This window comes from Pseudomonadota bacterium (assembly GCA_022361155.1).
Classification (GTDB): Bacteria; Myxococcota_A; Polyangia; order Polyangiales; family JAKSBK01; genus JAKSBK01.
In genome coordinates this window covers 1-16,490 of record JAKSBK010000092.1, presented here as the reverse complement: position 1 = coordinate 16,490, position 16,490 = coordinate 1, and the positions used below count along the sequence as shown (strand labels likewise).

Annotated in this window: 13 protein-coding genes; 6 read left to right on the top strand and 7 right to left on the bottom strand. The window is 67.3% G+C overall.

Going from position 1 to position 16,490, the window contains the following annotated elements:
* Positions 1-220: 220 nt before the first annotated feature.
* The 4 genes from MJD61_02735 to gatB form a co-directional block, all read right to left on the bottom strand.
* The gene (locus tag MJD61_02735; GenBank protein MCG8554196.1) at positions 221-1,375 is read right to left on the bottom strand and encodes a M48 family metallopeptidase; all 1,155 of its coding nucleotides are present in this window, start codon (positions 1,373-1,375) and stop codon (positions 221-223) included.
* 78 nt (positions 1,376-1,453) lie between these two features.
* Positions 1,454-2,698 carry a phosphoglycerate dehydrogenase gene (serA, locus tag MJD61_02730; GenBank protein ID MCG8554195.1) on the bottom strand — a complete coding sequence of 415 codons (1,245 nt, stop codon included), beginning with the start codon at positions 2,696-2,698 and terminating at the stop codon, positions 1,454-1,456.
* Complete coding sequence (mtnA, locus tag MJD61_02725) at positions 2,691-3,707, bottom strand: S-methyl-5-thioribose-1-phosphate isomerase (GenBank protein ID MCG8554194.1); 1,017 nt, start codon at positions 3,705-3,707, stop codon at positions 2,691-2,693. The genes serA and mtnA overlap by 8 nt, the downstream gene beginning before the upstream one ends.
* An 86-nt stretch (positions 3,708-3,793) precedes the next feature.
* On the bottom strand, positions 3,794-5,269 hold the full coding sequence (gatB, locus tag MJD61_02720; protein ID MCG8554193.1) for an Asp-tRNA(Asn)/Glu-tRNA(Gln) amidotransferase subunit GatB: 1,476 nt from the start codon (positions 5,267-5,269) through the stop codon (positions 3,794-3,796).
* Between the two features lie 3 nt (positions 5,270-5,272).
* Between gatB and MJD61_02715 the strand changes: the two genes are divergently transcribed.
* Together MJD61_02715 and MJD61_02710 are read left to right on the top strand one after the other, a co-directional pair.
* Positions 5,273-6,799, top strand: a complete 1,527-nt coding sequence (locus MJD61_02715) for a diguanylate cyclase (protein ID MCG8554192.1) — start codon at positions 5,273-5,275, stop codon at positions 6,797-6,799.
* 189 nt (positions 6,800-6,988) lie between these two features.
* Complete coding sequence (locus tag MJD61_02710; protein ID MCG8554191.1) at positions 6,989-7,612, top strand: alpha-ketoglutarate-dependent dioxygenase AlkB; 624 nt, start codon at positions 6,989-6,991, stop codon at positions 7,610-7,612.
* Between the two features lie 68 nt (positions 7,613-7,680).
* Here the strand turns inward: MJD61_02710 and gatA are convergent, their stop codons facing one another.
* Both gatA and gatC read right to left on the bottom strand, forming a co-directional pair.
* Positions 7,681-9,138: an Asp-tRNA(Asn)/Glu-tRNA(Gln) amidotransferase subunit GatA gene (gatA, locus tag MJD61_02705; protein MCG8554190.1), complete on the bottom strand. Its 1,458-nt coding sequence runs from the start codon at positions 9,136-9,138 to the stop codon at positions 7,681-7,683.
* A 33-nt stretch (positions 9,139-9,171) separates the two neighbouring features.
* The gene (gatC, locus tag MJD61_02700; protein MCG8554189.1) at positions 9,172-9,474 is read right to left on the bottom strand and encodes an Asp-tRNA(Asn)/Glu-tRNA(Gln) amidotransferase subunit GatC; all 303 of its coding nucleotides are present in this window, start codon (positions 9,472-9,474) and stop codon (positions 9,172-9,174) included.
* A 294-nt stretch (positions 9,475-9,768) separates the two neighbouring features.
* On the opposite strand from gatC, the gene MJD61_02695 reads away from it, so the two are divergent.
* A complete protein-coding gene (locus MJD61_02695) occupies positions 9,769-11,217 on the top strand; it encodes an ATP-binding protein (GenBank protein ID MCG8554188.1) in 1,449 nt (482 codons plus the stop codon).
* A gap of 123 nt (positions 11,218-11,340) precedes the next feature.
* Here the strand turns inward: MJD61_02695 and MJD61_02690 are convergent, their stop codons facing one another.
* Positions 11,341-13,329, bottom strand: a complete 1,989-nt coding sequence (locus MJD61_02690; protein MCG8554187.1) for a response regulator — start codon at positions 13,327-13,329, stop codon at positions 11,341-11,343.
* A 141-nt stretch (positions 13,330-13,470) separates the two neighbouring features.
* Here MJD61_02690 and MJD61_02685 point away from each other — a divergent pair, with 141 nt between their 5' ends.
* From MJD61_02685 to MJD61_02675, 3 genes are read left to right on the top strand one after another with little or no spacing between them, the layout of a single operon-like run.
* A complete protein-coding gene (locus MJD61_02685; GenBank protein MCG8554186.1) occupies positions 13,471-14,247 on the top strand; it encodes a GntR family transcriptional regulator in 777 nt (258 codons plus the stop codon).
* The gene (locus tag MJD61_02680; GenBank protein ID MCG8554185.1) at positions 14,244-14,729 is read left to right on the top strand and encodes a hypothetical protein; all 486 of its coding nucleotides are present in this window, start codon (positions 14,244-14,246) and stop codon (positions 14,727-14,729) included. Before MJD61_02685 ends, MJD61_02680 begins: the two co-directional genes overlap by 4 nt.
* Before the next feature lie 26 nt (positions 14,730-14,755).
* The gene (locus MJD61_02675) at positions 14,756-16,252 is read left to right on the top strand and encodes a GMC family oxidoreductase N-terminal domain-containing protein (GenBank protein MCG8554184.1); all 1,497 of its coding nucleotides are present in this window, start codon (positions 14,756-14,758) and stop codon (positions 16,250-16,252) included.
* Positions 16,253-16,490: the final 238 nt, after the last annotated feature.

The following is a 16,490-nucleotide window of genomic DNA, read 5'->3' as shown; positions in this document are numbered from 1 at the left end:
GGCTGTCAGACCTCCGGGACACGGGCCTCTGGTCACCTCTTGTGGGCACTCGTCTTGATCGGCGCCGTCGTGCAGCTGCTCCGCCGCCTGGGCCATTCTGAACAGGAACCAGCCGGCAAGCGCTAGGCCTTGCGAGAGCCCCGAGTCGTTTGTCGTCGGCGCCTGGCGGGCGGCCTCTCGCGGCAGGCCAGGTAGCGGGATTGAAAACTGGGGACGGGCACTACTTGGACGTTGATTCGGCAGCAAGCCGCGCGTGCTCGCGCACGGTCTGCCAGTCCATGCGCAGCGGTTTCGTGCGCGTCCGCGCTAGCTGGCTGACTTGATCGGCGATGGCTGCGCGGCGGTCGCCCGGTTGAGGGTGGGAGCTCAGCCAGGCCATGGCTGCCGGTTGCTCGCCTTGTTTGGCTTCCAGCAGCTCGAAGAATCCTGCGAGCGCCATGGGATCGAGCGCTGCCGCATGCAGGGTCGTGACCGCTTGCGTGTCGGCCTCGCTTTCTTGCTCGCGCCCGTAGCTCGTGAGCACGCCCTGCTCGATCAGCCGCCCTGCCAGCGAGTGCACGCTGGCCACGTCGCCAAAGAGGAGCGACAGCGCGCCCCACAATCCCAACGACTGAGCCATGCGCTCGATGCCGTGCCGCAGCGTGACGTGTGCCATTTCGTGAGCAAGTACGCCCGCGACCTGCCCTGGATCCGGCGCTGACTCGAGCAGCCCCGCGAACACCACGATCTGCCCGCCGGGCAGCGCGAAGGCATTGACGACCTCGGAGTGGACGACATGCACGTGAAACGTGATCCTCTCGTGAGCCAGCTGCGGTGGTCCAGCTACATGCGGCCTGAGGCGTTCGACCAGCGACTGCACGGCTTCGAGCAGCACGGGGTCGCTCGTGCGCGGCCCACCGAGCTGCATGCCCTCGATGGCGCTCGCGCCGATTTGCGCGTCCACGCTCCAGGGCACGTTGCGCACCACAGCAGCGCCGGCGGCGCGGATGCCCAGGTAGGCGCCGAGCAACACGGCCACGAGCACGGCGGCCAAGACTCCAATGGAAAGGCCCAGCCGTTTACGATTCTTGCGCTCGGTTTCGGCGCCGGAGGCCAGTTGCTGTCTGATCCCGGCGCCGGCCGCTTCGATCAATGCCCGTTCGAAGCCGGGGCGCTCGCAGCTCATGGTCAGGCTGCGGTCCGGCGCGTGGCAGAACAGCACGCGTCCGCTGGCTCCACCACGCTCGACCTCGCACTGGTCGTAGGACAGATCGAAGCTGCGGGCGCCCGCGCTTTCGGCGCGCAAGCCCTGGTCGCCAACCTCGATGTCCGCGTCCGCCTGCTTCGCTCGACCCTGTTCATCGTAGTAGACGCGGCCGGGGAAGCGCTGAATCATGGTCGGCAGTCGGATCCGTGCGATCGGTACAAATGGCTATCGGTACGGCCAGTACGAGTACGATCAGTACAAGTACGATCAGTACAGGATGCGCGAGCGGATGCTCGCATCGAGCTTCGCCATCTTGGCGTGAACCTCATCCGAGACCGTCTTGTCGAGGTCCATCACGAGGTAGCCGATGCTGGCGTCGGTCGAAAGCACCTGGCTCTCGATGTTCGCCTTGGCTTCGGACACGATGCGGTTGATCTGACTTAGCACGCCGGGCACGTTGCGGTGCACATGCAGGATACGGTGGCGGCCGTCGAGCGGCGGCGGCTCCACCTGGGGGAAATTCACCGCACCGGCGCTGATGCCCTGATTGATGAACTTGAGCAGGCTCGTGGCCACCTCGCGACCGATCGCTTCCTGCGCCTCCGTGGTGGCCCCCGCGATGTGGGGTGTAAGGAACACGTTCGGCAGTCCGCGCAGCTCGCTGTCGAACTCGGCCTGGTTGACCGCAGGTTCGTCCGGAAACACGTCGATGGCCGCTCCTCCGATCTGACCGCTGCGCAGGGCAGCGGCGAGCGGGCCGATCTGCACCACGCTGCCCCGGCTAGCGTTGAGCAGCTTGGCCCCGGGCTTCATGGCAGCGAGCTGCTGCGCACCGATCATGTTGCGGGTCAGCGGTGTAGCCGGCACGTGCAGGGTCAGGAAGTCCACCTCGGGCAGCAGCTCCTCGAAGCTGCGGGTGGGGCGGTTGTTACCGAGCGGCAGCTTCTTCAGGATGTCGTAGAACAGGACACGCATCCCAACGCCCTCGGCCAGCACACCCACCTGGCTGCCGATGTGCCCGTAGCCCACGATGCCCAGCGTCTTGCCGCGGACCTCCACGCAGCCCTGCGCGCTCTTCTCCCAATGCCCCTGGTGCATGAGCATGGATCGATCACCCAGCTTGCGGGCCAGGACGATCACCTCGGCCAGTACGAGCTCCGCCACGCTGCGCGTGTTGCCGAAGGGTGCGTTGAACACGGGGACGCCTCTCAGGTTGGCGGCGTCCAGGGCGACCTGGTTGGTGCCGATGCAGAAGCAGCCCAGCGCGAGCAAGCGCCGCGCCTGGGCGAGCGTGGCGGCGCTCACTCGGGTCTTGCTGCGTATACCGAGCACATGCACGTCGCGGATCCGCTCGCCGAGCTCGGGCTCGGACAGGGCGCCTTTGAGCAGCTGCACGCTCAGACCATCCTCCTCGAACAGCGACACCGCGTTCGAGTGGATGTTTTCGAGCAGAAGCACCTTGATCTTGTGCTTCGGGTAGGAGGTCAGCGGACCGGATTGCGGCTCAGGCATCGGTTGCACCCGCGTCCTCGGATAGCAGCGAAGCGGGGGTCTCGCCACGTGCCGGGAAGAAGGTGCCCCGCTCGGTATAGATCGCGGCCACCAGTCGGGCGGGCGTGACGTCGAAGGCCGGGTGCGGGCATTCGATGCCGGGCGCGACCAGGGTCACGCCAGCGAGCTCGGCCACTTCGTTTCGCGGACGCTGTTCGATGGGGATGCGCTCGCCGTCGGCCGTGGCGAGGTCCACGGTGCTCCACGGAGCTGCCACGTTGAAGGGAACGCCGTGCGCATGGGCGAGAACGGCCAGGCCGTAGGTGCCGATCTTGTTGGCCACGTCGCCGTTGGCAGCGATTCGATCGCTGCCCACCACGCACGAGCTCACCACGCCCCGTTTCATGAAGTAGCCGGCCATCGAGTCGGTGATGACTTGCACCTCGATGCCATCCTGCTGGAGCTCCCAGGCCGTGAGCCGCGCGCCCTGCAGATACGGGCGGGTCTCGCCGGCCAGCACGCGCACGCGCTTGCCCATGGCCGCGGCCGCCCGGATCACGCCCAGCGCCGTACCGTACCCGCCGGTCGCCAGCGCCCCCGCATTGCAGTGGGTCAGCACGGTCGCCTCGTCCGGCAGCTGCGCTGCTCCCGCCCGCCCCATGCGCTGGCAGGCCTGCACGTCTTCGGCATGGATCGCCTCGGCTTCCTGCTGCAGGGCCTGCGCCCGCTGACGAGGCGCGAGCCGAGCCACCTGCGCCGCTCTGCGAGCCATACGGGCGATCGCCCAACCCAGGTTCACGGCCGTGGGACGGGCTGCGCCGAGGACTCTGCCGGCGATGCCGTTCGCCACCAGGAACCCTGCAGCGTCGCTCTGGTCGCGGCGAGCCTGCAGCACGAGGGCGTAGGCAGCCGCGATGCCGATCGCCGGGGCACCCCGAACCACCATGTCCCGGATGGCCGCGACGACCTCATCCGCAGTGGCGTAACGCAGGTACACGATCTCGGCCGGCAGCCGGCGCTGATCGAGCATCACGACCTCGCCCCGGCCGGGGTCAAGCTCCACGGCGAAATAGGGAGCCTGGCTGAGCGGTTCGCGCGAAAGCTCGGGGCGCACGTTCACGAGCCGAGCCGCTTTCGGAGGATGTCGTTCACGAGCACGGGGTTCGCCCGGCCGCACGTGGCGCGCATGACCCTGCCGACAAAAAAACCAAGCAGGTTGGTCTTGCCGCGCTGGTACTGCTCGACCTGCGAGGGGTGCGCGGCAAGCACGTCACGCGCCACCGCATCGATCTCGCCGGCGTCGCTCAGCTGAGCCAGCCCGCGAGCCTCGATGATGCTGTGGGCGCCCTGTCCTGTCCGCGTCATCTCGGCAAACACCTCCTTGGCCATCTTGCCGCTGAGTGTACCGCTGTCGATGCTCTCGAGCAGTTCAGCCAGCGCCTCGGGGCGCACCGGAAACTCGGCGTCGAGCCCATGCGCCCGTACATGGCGCATGACCTCCGAGTGCATGAAGTTGGCCATCTTCTTGCCGGCTTCGCGCTGCGGGTGGTTAGGGCTGGCGTGCGAGAGCGCCCGGACCGCTCGCTCGTAGAAGTCCGCCAACCTGGGATGCGACGTGAGCACCGTTGTGTCGTATGCCGTCAGTCCGAGCTGCTGCTGCCAGCGCTCGCGCTTGGCTCGCGGCAGCTCGGGCAGCGACTCGCGCAATGCGGCGACCTGCGCCTCGCCGATCACGAGCGGAGGCAGGTCAGGGTCTGGAAAGTAGCGATAGTCTTGTGCCTCTTCCTTGCCGCGCATGGGCACGGTCTTGCCCGCGGCTTCGTCCCAGCCACGCGTCTCCAGCACCACGCGACCCCCGCCGGCGATCAAGGCTTGCTGGCGCGCTATCTCGTACTCGATGGCGTGCCGCACGAAGCGAAACGAGTTGATGTTCTTGAGCTCAACCCGGGTTCCAAGCTCGTGCTGTCCGGCTGGCCTGATCGACACGTTCGCGTCGCAGCGGAAGGATCCCTGCTCGAGGTTGCCGTCGTTGACGCCCACGTACATCAGGAGCTCACGCAGACACCTGAGATAGGCCTCGGCTTGTCCGGCGCTGGCCATGTCCGGTTCGCTGACGATCTCGATCAGGGGCACTCCCGCCCGATTGAAGTCCACCAGGGTTTGCTTGGCCTCGCCCACACCGTGCAAGTTCTTGGCGGCGTCCTCTTCGAGGTGGATGCGCGTGATGCCCACGATCGTGTCGCCGCCTGCACCGCCCTCGCCGGGGATGGCGAGCTTGCCGCGCTCGTTGAGAGGCAGCTCGTATTGCGAGATCTGGTAGCCCTTGGCCAGATCGGGGTAGAAGTAGTTTTTGCGCGCGAAATAGCTCGTTTCGCGCACCTCGCAGCCGAGCGCCAGGGCGGCGCGGACCGCCATCTCGACCGCGGCCGAATTGGCTACCGGGAGCGCTCCTGGAAGGCCGAGGCAGACGGGACACACCTGGGTGTTCGGTGGCGCGCCGTACTCGGTCGAGCAGGGGCAGAAGAGCTTGGAGCGCGACAGAAGCTGGGCGTGGACTTCCAAGCCTATGGTACTTTCAGAGGGGGGCAGCATGGGTTGCGCGTTCGTCGTGTCGAGCAGCACGGCGGCCGGGACGCCGGCTGCTACCCCGATGAGGCGGACCTTGGCCAGCGGATGCGCGTGCGCGAAGATAGAACAAGCCAGGCGGCGGGCAAGCTGCTGGTGGTGGATGACAGCGCCACCATCCGCAAGGTGATCCAGCAGCATCTCGAGGGCGCCGGCTACCGGGTGGAGATAGCGGAGTCCGGCGAGCAGGCCTTCGAACGCTGCTTGCGCGAGCGCTTCGACCTCGTGGTTTCCGATGTCACCATGGGGGCGCTCAGCGGGATGCAGCTGTGCCGCCTGCTTCGCGCCGATCCGGTCACCTCCCGCATGCCCGTGGTGCTGTTGACCGCGCGCACGGATCCGCGCAGCCGCTTCTGGGGGCGGCACGCGGGAGCCGATGCGTACTTGACCAAGGATCGGGTGCACCAGGACCTGGTGGCCCTAGTGGGCCGGATCTTCGCGCGGCTGCCGGACGACAAGCGCGCTAGCCTGCTGCCGCCACGCCGCGCCGCGGATCCGCTGGAGCGCCTCTCGAAGCTGCTCGACGACCTGCTGTTCAAGGCGGTCATGGCAAGCGATGTGCGCCGGCTCGCATCCGAGGCCAAGGATCGCAAGGCCTTCAGCCGTGCGGTCTTGTCGCTGGCTGCAGAGGTCGCTGACTACGCGTACTTGGTGTTCCAGCTGCACGCGCCGCCCGGGTCGACCTATGCGCTGCACGCGCGCGACCCCTGGCCGGAGCCCGCGAGCAAGCAGGCGCTTGCCGCGCTCGATTTGCCCGACGACGGCGAGCTCGACGTCGTCGTCGAAGAGGCTGGGACCGGCGAGCAGCTGGCCAGCAGCGGCGCCGCCCTACACGCTGGCAAGGCCCGGCGCTTCAACGTCAGCTCGGGAGGCGAGACGCTCGGTGTCCTGATCGCGTACTCGGGTCGCCGCCGCCGGACGCCTGCGGACGCCGAGACCTTGCAGGTGCTGGCCGACGAGATCGGGCTCGCGGCCAAGAACGTGTTCCTCATGGAGGCGACCAGCCGTCTGGCGTTTACGGATCCGTTGACCGGGCTCAACAACCGCCACCACACCGCACAGTTTCTGGACCAAGAGGTCGAGCGGGCTCGGCGCTACCGCAATGCGCTGTCGATCATCCTGTGTGACGTCGACCACTTCAAGTCGGTCAACGACACCTACGGGCACAACGTCGGCGACGACGTGCTGCGCAGCGTATCCCACGCACTCGCCAAGACCATGCGCAAGGTTGACGTCGTGGGCCGTTGGGGAGGAGAGGAGTTCCTGCTCGTGCTGCCCAATACGGGCGAGTCCGGCGCGCGCATCGTGGCCGAACGCCTGCGCCGCCACATCGAAGCAGCCCCCGCCCATGATCCTGGGCCACGAAGCGTCACCATCAGCCTGGGCGTGGCGAGCTACCGCGGCGGGAGCAGCGCCGAAGCCTTCGTGGAGCGTGCCGACCGGGCCCTATACGAGGCCAAGCGCCGCGGGCGTAACCGCGTCGAGCTGGCCACCTGAGGCGTCGGGTCCAAGTAACCTCGCCACCTCGATTTCGATCCATCCCGCCCAGCTGTGTTGCGCCGCCTTCAAATACAGGGAGCATTCGCACGCCGGCGCGCCTTGCTGTACGGGCGCCTCGAAGCCGATCTGGCGAGGTTATCCTGGCCCGGCGCCTGACGGGCTTGCGGCCGCGCAGAAACTGGAACCATGGAGCAGCGCGAGCAACTGCCGTTCGGGGGCTGGCTGGCTTACAGGCCTGGTTGGCTAAAACCGCGCCGAGCGGACGATTTGCTGGCGCGTCTCGGCGGGGAGCTGGCGTGGGAGCAGCGCGAAATCGTGCTGTTTGGCAAGCGCGTCATGCAGCCGCGCCTGGTGGCCTGGGCGGGTGAGCCCGCGTATCGCTATTCGGGTCAGACGCTCGAGCCGCGGCCCTTTGTCGCGGGTCTTGACGAGCTGCTTCACGAGGTAGGCGCTGCCGCGCACAGTCGCTTCAATCACATCTTGTGCAACCGCTATCGTTCGGGCGGCGACAGCATGGGCTTTCACGCGGACGACGAACGCGAGCTCGGTCCGGACCCGATCGTGGCGATCCTGTCGCTCGGCGCTGTGCGACGCCTGGGCCTGAAACCTCGCAAGAGGAAGGCAGCTCCGGCGCGCTGCTACCAGCTCGGTCACGGGAGCTTGCTCGTCATGGGCGGTAGCTGCCAGCGCCACTGGCTGCACGGCGTGCCGCGCGCGGCTGGACAGGTAGGTGAACGCATCAGTTTGACGTTTCGTTGGATAACCCGACCCCGACGGCACCATCTTGACGCGTATCGTCACCGAGGGTGAGCTCGCGCTGGACCCGCCGGGCATCGTGCTGCCGATCGCCAGCCTTATGCCAAGTTAGCCCGCATCGGCTAGGGCAGCGAGCCCAGGGCCTCGCGCACGTCCGCTGCGAGCTCGCTCTGCTCCAGCGCATGTGCGAGCGCGAGCAGCCGGGATTCCGAGAAGGCCGGTCCGCATAACTGAAGTCCGATCGGCAGCCGTTCGGGCGCCAGGCCGCAGGGCACGCTCATGGCGGGGATGCCCGCAAGACTCGCGGGCAGCGTGAAGATGTCCTGCAGGTAGTGCTCAAGCGGATCGAGCGCTGTCTTGCCAAGCTCGAAGGCCACGGTCGGCGCCGTCGGGGTGATCAGGACGTCGCAGTGTTGAAAGGCGCGCTTGAAATCTTCGACGATCAGGGTCCGCACCTTCTGCGCCTTGAGGTAGTAGGCTTCGTAGTATCCCGCCGAAAGCGCATAGGTTCCCAGCATGATGCGGCGCTTGACCTCGGTGCCGAAGCCGTTCGCGCGAGTCCTGGCGTAGGTGCTGTGCAAGTCCGGCGCGTCCGCGCGGTTGCCGTAGCGCAGGCCATCGAAACGCGCGAGGTTCGAGGAAGCCTCGGCCGGTGCCACGATGTAGTAGGCAGCGACCGCGTACCGGGCGTGGGGCAGGGACACGTCCAGGAGCGTGCAGCCGAGCTTTTCGATCTGCGCCAGCGCATCCTGCACCGCGAGGGCAACCGCGGCCTCCTTGGTTTCCGACAGGCACTGGCGCACCACGCCCACGCGCAAACCCCGCACGTCGTGGCCGCAGGCAGCCTCGTAGTCCTCGCTCGGTGCGTCTGCGCTCGTGGCGTCGCGGGGGTCGTGACCGGCGATGACCCTCAGCAGGCATGCGGTGTCGCGCGCGCTGCGTGCGATGGGTCCCACCTGATCGAGCGACGAAGCAAAGGCCACCAGGCCGCTGCGCGAAACGCGGCCATAGGTTGGCCTGAGCGCGCTGAGCCCGCAGTAGGCCGCTGGCTGGCGCACGGAGCCGCCCGTGTCGCTGCCGATAGCCGCGCTGCACAGGCGGGCGGCGACCGCCGCCGCCGGCCCACCGGACGAGCCACCGGGCGTACGCCCAAGGTCCCAGGGGTTTTTGACCGGTCCGAAAGCGGAGTTCTCGTTGGACGAGCCCATGGCGAACTCGTCCATGTTGAGCTTGCCGATGAGCACCGCATCCTCGGTACGCAGTCGCTCGATAACGCCCGCGTCGTATGGTGGGATATAGCCCTCGAGCAGGCGCGAGCCGCACGATGTAGCTATCCCTTGCGTGCAAAGGTTGTCCTTGATGCCGATCGGAATGCCGGCGAGCACCCCTGCCTGGCCCCGCTCGAGGCGCTCGTCTGCTCGCGCGGCCTGCTCCAGCGCATCCCGCGCGTCCAGGTGGATGTACGCGTTCAGCTTGGGGTCGAGGTGAGCGGCGCGCTCCAGGTAACCCCGGGTGAGCTCGGTAGAGGTCACCCGTCCGGCTCGAAGGGCAAGACGCTGCGCCTCGAGGCCATCTCGCATCAACTCGGCGGGGCTGGCGGCTCCCATGGTCCGCTAGTCGTCCCAGGGCACCTTGGGTACGGCGAAGGCCCCTCGAGCATGGGCGGGAGCCTGGTCGAGGACCGTTTTCCGCGCCAGGGAAGGTTCGGGCCGGTCGGCTCGCATGCGCGCAGGGGCGGATAATGGATGCAGGGTCGGCAAGACGCCGCTGACGTCCAGTCCATCGAGCTGCGCCATGTAGTCGAGGATACGGTGCAGGTCGGAGCGCAGCCTCTCGCTTTCCCGCTCGCTCAGCGCCAAACGAGCAAGCTCCGCCACGTGCTGGACCTGCTGCTGGCTGATGGTGGGCCCGCTCACCGCATGCCCGCATAGCAGCCCGAGGCAGCACCGGCCAGATCTTCGGACCCCGGCTCGGTTTTTTCCGCGGGATCAGCCTCACAAACGCCGCAGCACGGGCCCGGTGCCCTGCTGGACGGGGAACGTACCCAATAGTAGGACGTTGACACACCTCGTGCTGGCTTCTAACTACAATGCTCGGGGTCTAATGGGAGCTGTGACGAAACCGTACATTGCGTGCTGAAGTGCCGGAGATCGCATGTGATTGACGATGCGCCGCGGCATTGGTAGGTTTAATCACGTCGTATAATTGCGATGAAAGCGAATATTCTAACCTGGCTCTGTGACACCCTGGCCCTGCCTACGGTGGTGCATCACGCCGATGGATCGCTATCCATCAATGAGCCCGCAAGGGTTATTCTGGGCGAGAGCCCCAGCGGCGCCTCGCTCGAGGCTACCCTTGGGAGGCTGCTGGGAGACGGGCTGTCGAGCGAGGAGTCCCGCTCGTTGATAGCTCGAGTGCGGGATGGGCAGCCGGTAGCCCACCGCGTCGGGCGTCCTGGCAGCCGCGTCTGTCTGCTGGGCATGCCTGGCGAGCGGGCTAGTGGGGTGTGGGTGGTCGTGGCCGGAGAGAGCACCGCCAGGGGCTTGCAGGGCTCGACACCCGACTCGGAGCTCGCCGCGGGTGTTTCGCACGAACTGGCCAACGCCCTGGGCGCGATTGCCGGCTGGGCTCAGCTGGCGCGCAAGGGGACGCGCGTGCAGGAGGCCCTCGAGGTCATCGAAGACAGTGCCACCGCTGCTTGCGTCACCGCGCGTCACATGCTCGGAGGGCGCGCACAGCGCGAAGCCAACAGCGACCCCGTGAGCGTGTCAGCGGTCGCTGGCGAAGCCGTTCGCTTGATGGCTCCCACCGCCATGCGCGCCAAGGTGAAGGTCCAGCGCGATATTGAACCCGACCTCTTCGTCAGCGGCCTGCGCAGCGATCTTTGGTCGGTGATCTGGAACCTGCTGGCCAACGCGATCGAAGCCCTTCCAGCTGCCGGTACGGTCTGGCTCACGGCTCACAGCGACGGGGACGCCGTCATCATTCAGGTGGCGGACAATGGGCCCGGCATGAACCAGGAGCTTAGAAGGCAAGCTTTTCGCCCGTTCTTTACGACCAAGGAGAGCGGCAGCGGCTTGGGCTTGCATCTGGTCCAACGTGCGGTGGAGACGCTCGGCGGAACCGTCGAGCTTTCGAGCGGCATGGACCAGGGAACCCGCGTCCGGGTCGAGCTGCCCTGCGCGACGGCTCCGGCCCAGGCGCCGTCCAAGGTCGAGCGTCATTCGAGCGGCGTCTTCGCAACCGACCGCCCGATGGCCAGTACACGCGTTCTGGTTGTCGACGACGATCCCGGCACGCGCGAGCTGCTTTCGACCGCCCTGTCCATCCACGGTGCGCGCGTGGTTACCGCGGCCAACTCCCAGGATGCGCTGGACGCCGCCGGCCCCTTCGACGTGGCGCTGATCGACTTGCTGCTTAGCGACGACGATCTTCCGCCCGATGCACCCGGCCAGGCCCTGCTCGCAAAACTCCGAGCCCAGGGCAAGGTCAACGCCGCATTGCTCATCTCGGGCACGGAGCCGCTGGACGTTCCCATGCCCGGCGGCGAGGCCAACGGCTACATACGCAAGCCGTTTCAGCTCGATGACTTGCTGGACCGCGTGCGCGAGACGTTGGATCGGCACGGGAAGGGGCAAGCCCTCAGCGAAGGCGCGTAGTTCCCGTTCCAGCATGGCACCAGAGCCGCTTTCGTTCTCGAAAAACCTCGGAATAGCAGCGCTGCTTCGCAGGGCCGGGACGAGGAGGTAAGCCGCTATGGCGCCATGCTGAACAGGAACGGGTTAGCCCCAGGTGACCGCTGGCAGGGGGTTGCCGGGTCGGGCGAAGAGGTAGCCTTGAAACAGGTCGCAGCCGATCGCTGCCAGGACATCGCACTCTTCGCGGGTTTCCACGCCTTCGGCGATAAGGTGAACGCCCATGTCGCGGCATAGCTCCGCCATGGAGCGGATGAGCTTTTGTTTGGTGGGTATGCGGTGGACGCAGTGCACCAGGCCCTGGTCGAGCTTGGCCACCTCGGGCTCGAGCAGAGCGAAATTCGACAGCCCGGCATAGCCGGCACCGAGGTCGTCCACAGCAACGCTCGCTCCGCAGGCACGGATGGCTGCAATCCGCTCACGCACATCGGTGACTTCGGAAAGCCCGGCTCGCTCGGTGATCTCAAACACCACCCGCTCCGCGATCGCAACCAGGTCAGAGCCAGCGTCGAGCAGCAGCGGGTCTCCCAGCTCAGCCGGGTGCAGGTTGACAAACAGCTTCTCCGGGCGGTTCAGCATGGGCTTTGCAACGCTGCGTCGGATCAGCTTACCCAACTCCTGCAGCCGTCCCAGCCGCTCGGCCGCCGAGAACAGCGCGCCCGAATGAGCCATCGACGGTTCGCCCGAGCGCACCAGGGCCTCGAAACCGAAGATCTCGCGTTGGGACCACTTCACGATGGGCTGGTAGTGAATCACGAGGCGCGCGAGCGCTCGATCGAAGGCAGCCTCCAGCTCACCCCGGGCGCCGTACGCCAAGGGGTCGCTGCTCACGATCTGCATGGCTTCTCGCTGCATGCGTGCCATCCGGGTCACCTGGATCGCTCGCTCGGCGATCCGGGCCAACTCCATGGTGTCCACCGGCTTGACCAGGTACTTGAAGGCGCCTTTGTCGAGCGCCTCGATGGCCGTCTCGGCGCTGGGTACGCCTGTGACGAGCACGACCTTGACGCTGTCGTCGAGCTCGCGCAGCGCGCGAAGCAACGCCAGACCATCCATCCCGGGCATCGTGATGTCCGTGATCACCGCATCGACCCGGCTCCTGCTGAACACTGCCAGTGCTTCGCTCGAGCCCCGGCAGGCCACGACCTCGCAGCCGGCGGCCTCGAGATGGCGAGCGTAGGCCTGCAGCAGCAGGTCCTCGTCCTCCACGACGAGCACGCGGCCTTTGATCGCAGGGGATTCGTTGCGCGTTTGGCTGGTGCGGGGCGGGTAGTGCAGTCCAAGCATCTCCTGCACAACCGGTCGCATCCGCGCCAAGTCCTTGGACTTGCGGACAAAACGCTGAACCCCACCGCGATTGAGCGCCTCGAGCATGTCGTTGGCGTCGCCATGGCCGGTCATCAGCACACGCTTCGCCTCGGGCCAGCGCCTGAGGGCGACTTCGAGGAGCGAAATCCCGTCCTTACCGGGCATGACCAGGTCGGCGAGAATCAGGTCGATCTTGTTGGACTCGAGCAGGCGCAGCCCTTCGTCGACCCCCTCGGCAACGTGAACGTGCACGTTGTGCGACCGCAGATCGCGCCGCAGGGCCCGCCCCACGGCCGGGTCGTCGTCCACGACCAGCAAGTTGGCCTCTCGCAGCGGTTCCCCCAGCGAGCGACGGCGTGCTTCCTGCACCAGATCGTCAAGCAGCCCCCTGAGCTCCATGCCCGGTAGGGGCTTGACCAGCACCCGGTGCACCCTGGCGCGGTTGATCGAACCTGCCAGCACCTCGGTATCCGGCTTGCCCGTCATGAGCGCACGCACGACGTGCGGCCACTGTTCGCGTACGGTCTCGAGCAGCTTGAGGCCGCTGACTCCAGGTAGGCTCTGGTCGCAGATCAGCACGTCCACGTGCTGCTGGCACAACCGTTGGGTGGCCTGAACCACGTCCTTGGACTTGAGCACGCGCGCACCCATCCGGTCGAGCACGTGGCCGAACGTCGCCAGCACCTCCTCGTCGTCGTCGACGAGCAGCACCACCGGCATCCCCTCACGCGGCGAGAGCTGCGTCTCGGTGCCGGAAGTATCCAACATCCCAAAGGATTGCCGTTGATCGGAAAGTTTCATCTTGGGAGCGGGCGAGCCCGGGGCGAGCCAGAGCAGTTCACCGTTCGTCAAATTGCCCTTGCATGCAAAGGCAAAAGTGGCTAAACCAATTGGGGTGGCTAAACCAATATGGCGAACACCTCCACAAGCCACGTGAGCAGGCTCGCGGACCGCACGCGGCGAAAGGTGTCGGATCGTACCGTTGCTCGCCTGCGCAGGGCAATCCTTGCCGGGGAGTTCGCTGCAGGGCAGGACCTGCCGCCGGAGCGCGAGCTTGCCCACCGCTACGGTGTCAGTCGCCTGACGCTGAGGGCGGCGCTCGCGCTGCTGGAAAACGAAGGCCTCGTGCGCCCGGTGCACGGCTCGGGGACACGAGTGCTGGATTTCCGCGACACCGGCGGCCTGGAGCTGTTGGGCCCCATCACGGCCCTGGCGGTTGGTGGCGGGGCAGTACCGGCAGCGCTCCTGGAGCAGATTCTGGAGCTGCGCCGCGTGCTGGCAGTGGCCGCTTTTGGCATGGGCGCCGAGCGGGCGAGCTCCGAGCAGCTCGAGCAGCTTCGGATCCATCTCGAGCAGCAAGCGAGGCTCACGAGCGACAGCCGCGCCTTCATGCGGGCAGACCTCGAGTTTGCGCGTTTGCTGGTCCGCACGACCGGCAACCTGCCGCTCGAGCTGCTCTACAACACCATCGTCAGAACGCTGTGGTCGCAGCCGAACCTGGAGCGCCTTTTCGCGATCACCGACGCGCGGGCCACGGTGCAGGTTTATGAGCGGTTGCTCGAGCTGATGCGGCAGCGCAAGGCGGCGGCTGCCCGCAAGATGGCAGGACGGCTGATGCAGCGGCACGACGATCGGCTGCTGGGACGGCTGAGGGACATGAGCGAGCCCCCGGGGGCTGGCCCATGATGCGTCTCGAGCAGGCTTGGGCGCGCAACCTGCTGGGCGCCTTTGTTTCGTGCGAAGATGCGGAGTTCGTCGTCGACGCCGCCGACGTGGACTACCTTGCGGCCCTCCGGTCGCTGCAACAGCACGCCACGCCCAAGGCCCGCGTGGGGCTGCGTTTGGCCCTGTGGCTCGTCGCGCTGGCGCCCGTCTGGCACTGGGGGCGTTTGCGTACCTTTTTCACGTTGGAGCGGGGGGAGCAACGCGCACTGCTCGAGGATCTGCTGCGGCTGCGCAGTCTGCTGCCGCGCGAGGCCGTGGCGGTGCTGAAGCTGGCAGCGGCCTTGGCCCTGTTCGGCACGGAGTCGGTGCGAGCTCGTTCGGGTTGCGACGTTGTCCAAGCAACGGGCGCGCTTGCCGAGCCTGGAGGCCGCTTGCGCCTGCCGTTGCTTTCGGAGCCGGCAAATCAGATCGGCCGCGCGGACGGTACCGGGGAGGCCGCCTGAGGCGCCGCCTGGCGCTGTTGAGGATCGTGCGAGTCGAAGACACAGCCGACGTGGTGATCGTGGGCACGGGCGCTGGTGGTGCGACCGCCGCCCGCGTGCTCAGCGAGGCCGGGCTTTCCATCATCATGCTGGAGGAGGGCCCTTCGCTTGCACCGGAAGACAGGCCCCTCGAGCTCGGACGCGCCATGAAGCAGTCGCTCAGGGACTTCGCCACGTTCACCACGGCGGGCGCCAGCCCCTTTCCACTGCTGCTTGGCCGCTGCGTGGGAGGAGGCACCGCGGTCAACTCCGGCATCATCTGGCGCATGCCCCAGCAGGTGGGGCGGGAGTGGAAGCAGCGCTTCGGCCTGGGTGAGCTCGTGGAACCTGCAGCCATGCGGCGGATCTTCGAGACGATCGAGTCCGAGCTGGGCGTCGACGAGGTCCGGCCGGAGGCTATCGGTGGCAACGGCGAGCTGATGCGCGAGGGCGCGCGGGCGCTCGGTCTGCCCGGTCGGATCATCCAACGCAACGCCAAGGACTGCCGCGGGAGCGCCCGCTGCCTGCAAGGGTGCCCGCATGGCGCCCGCCAGAGCATGGAAGTTTCGTATGTCCCGTTCGCGATGGCGCGTGGGGCACGGCTGTACGCCAGTGCGCGCGCCGAGCAGGTGATCGTGCGCGGCGGCCGAGCCGAGGCTGTGCGCGGCTCGCTGCTCGACGAGCCCGGCGGCAAGCCGCGAGGCAGGTTTGAAGTGCACGCGCGCCGCGCCGTGATCGTGGCAGCAGGCGCCGTGTTCAGCCCGGTCCTGTTGAGGCGCAGCGGGCTGCGCAGGCTCGTGGGCGAGCGCTTCCAGGCCCATCCCGGGGGTGCGGTCGTCGGTCGCTTCCGAGAGCCGGTGGGCATGAACCAGGGAGCAACTCAGTCCTACGAGGTTCCGCTCCCGGAGCGTGGCTACAAGATCGAATCGCTGTCGCTTCCTCCCGAGCTGCTCGCCGCGCGCCTGCCCGGCGCGGGCAGGTCATGGCAGCGGCATCTCGGCCGCTTGGGCCACTACGCCCAGTGGTGCGCCCTGGTACGCATGCGTGCGCTTGGACGCGTCCGACCCTCGTGGTTTTCAGGCGGTGCGAGCGTGCGCTATTCGCCCGAGCCTCGCGACCTGCGCAAGCTGCAGGACGGCCTTGCGACCATAGTGCGCATGATGTTCGCGGCCGGGGCCGAGGAAGTCTACCCGGGTGTGGCGGGGCTCCCGACGCCCCTCACGCACCCGGCCCAAGCCGAGCTCGTCGATAGGGCTGACCTCGGGGCCAGCGACGTGCGCCTGGTGGCGTCGCATCATTTCGGCACCAACTGTGCCAGCGCCCTGCCCGCGCGTGGCGTGGTCGGCGCTGCCCTGGAGAGCCACGACGTGCGCGCATTGTACGTGATGGACGCAAGCGTCTTTCCCACCAACATGGGCGTCAACCCCCAGCATACCATCATGGCCCTGGCCTGGCGCGCATCCGAGCGCCTGGCCAATCAAGAACGCCTGAAGCGGCGCGCTTGATTGGTGCCTCGTGCGCGTTGGTCTTGGGGATTCGATCGAAAACGGAAAGCCGGCACTCAGGCTACGTGCAGCACTTGTCGGGTCGCAGCGCGTTCGCTACGGCTCGTCGGAAGGCCGAGGCGTTCGTTGCGGGGTCATTTGGTGGTCCCACCTGGGTTACCCGGCCTCGTTCGAGAATCACGACCTTCGAGGCCAGCGTCCGAGCCTCCTGCGGATCGTGCGTGACATGTACGACCGT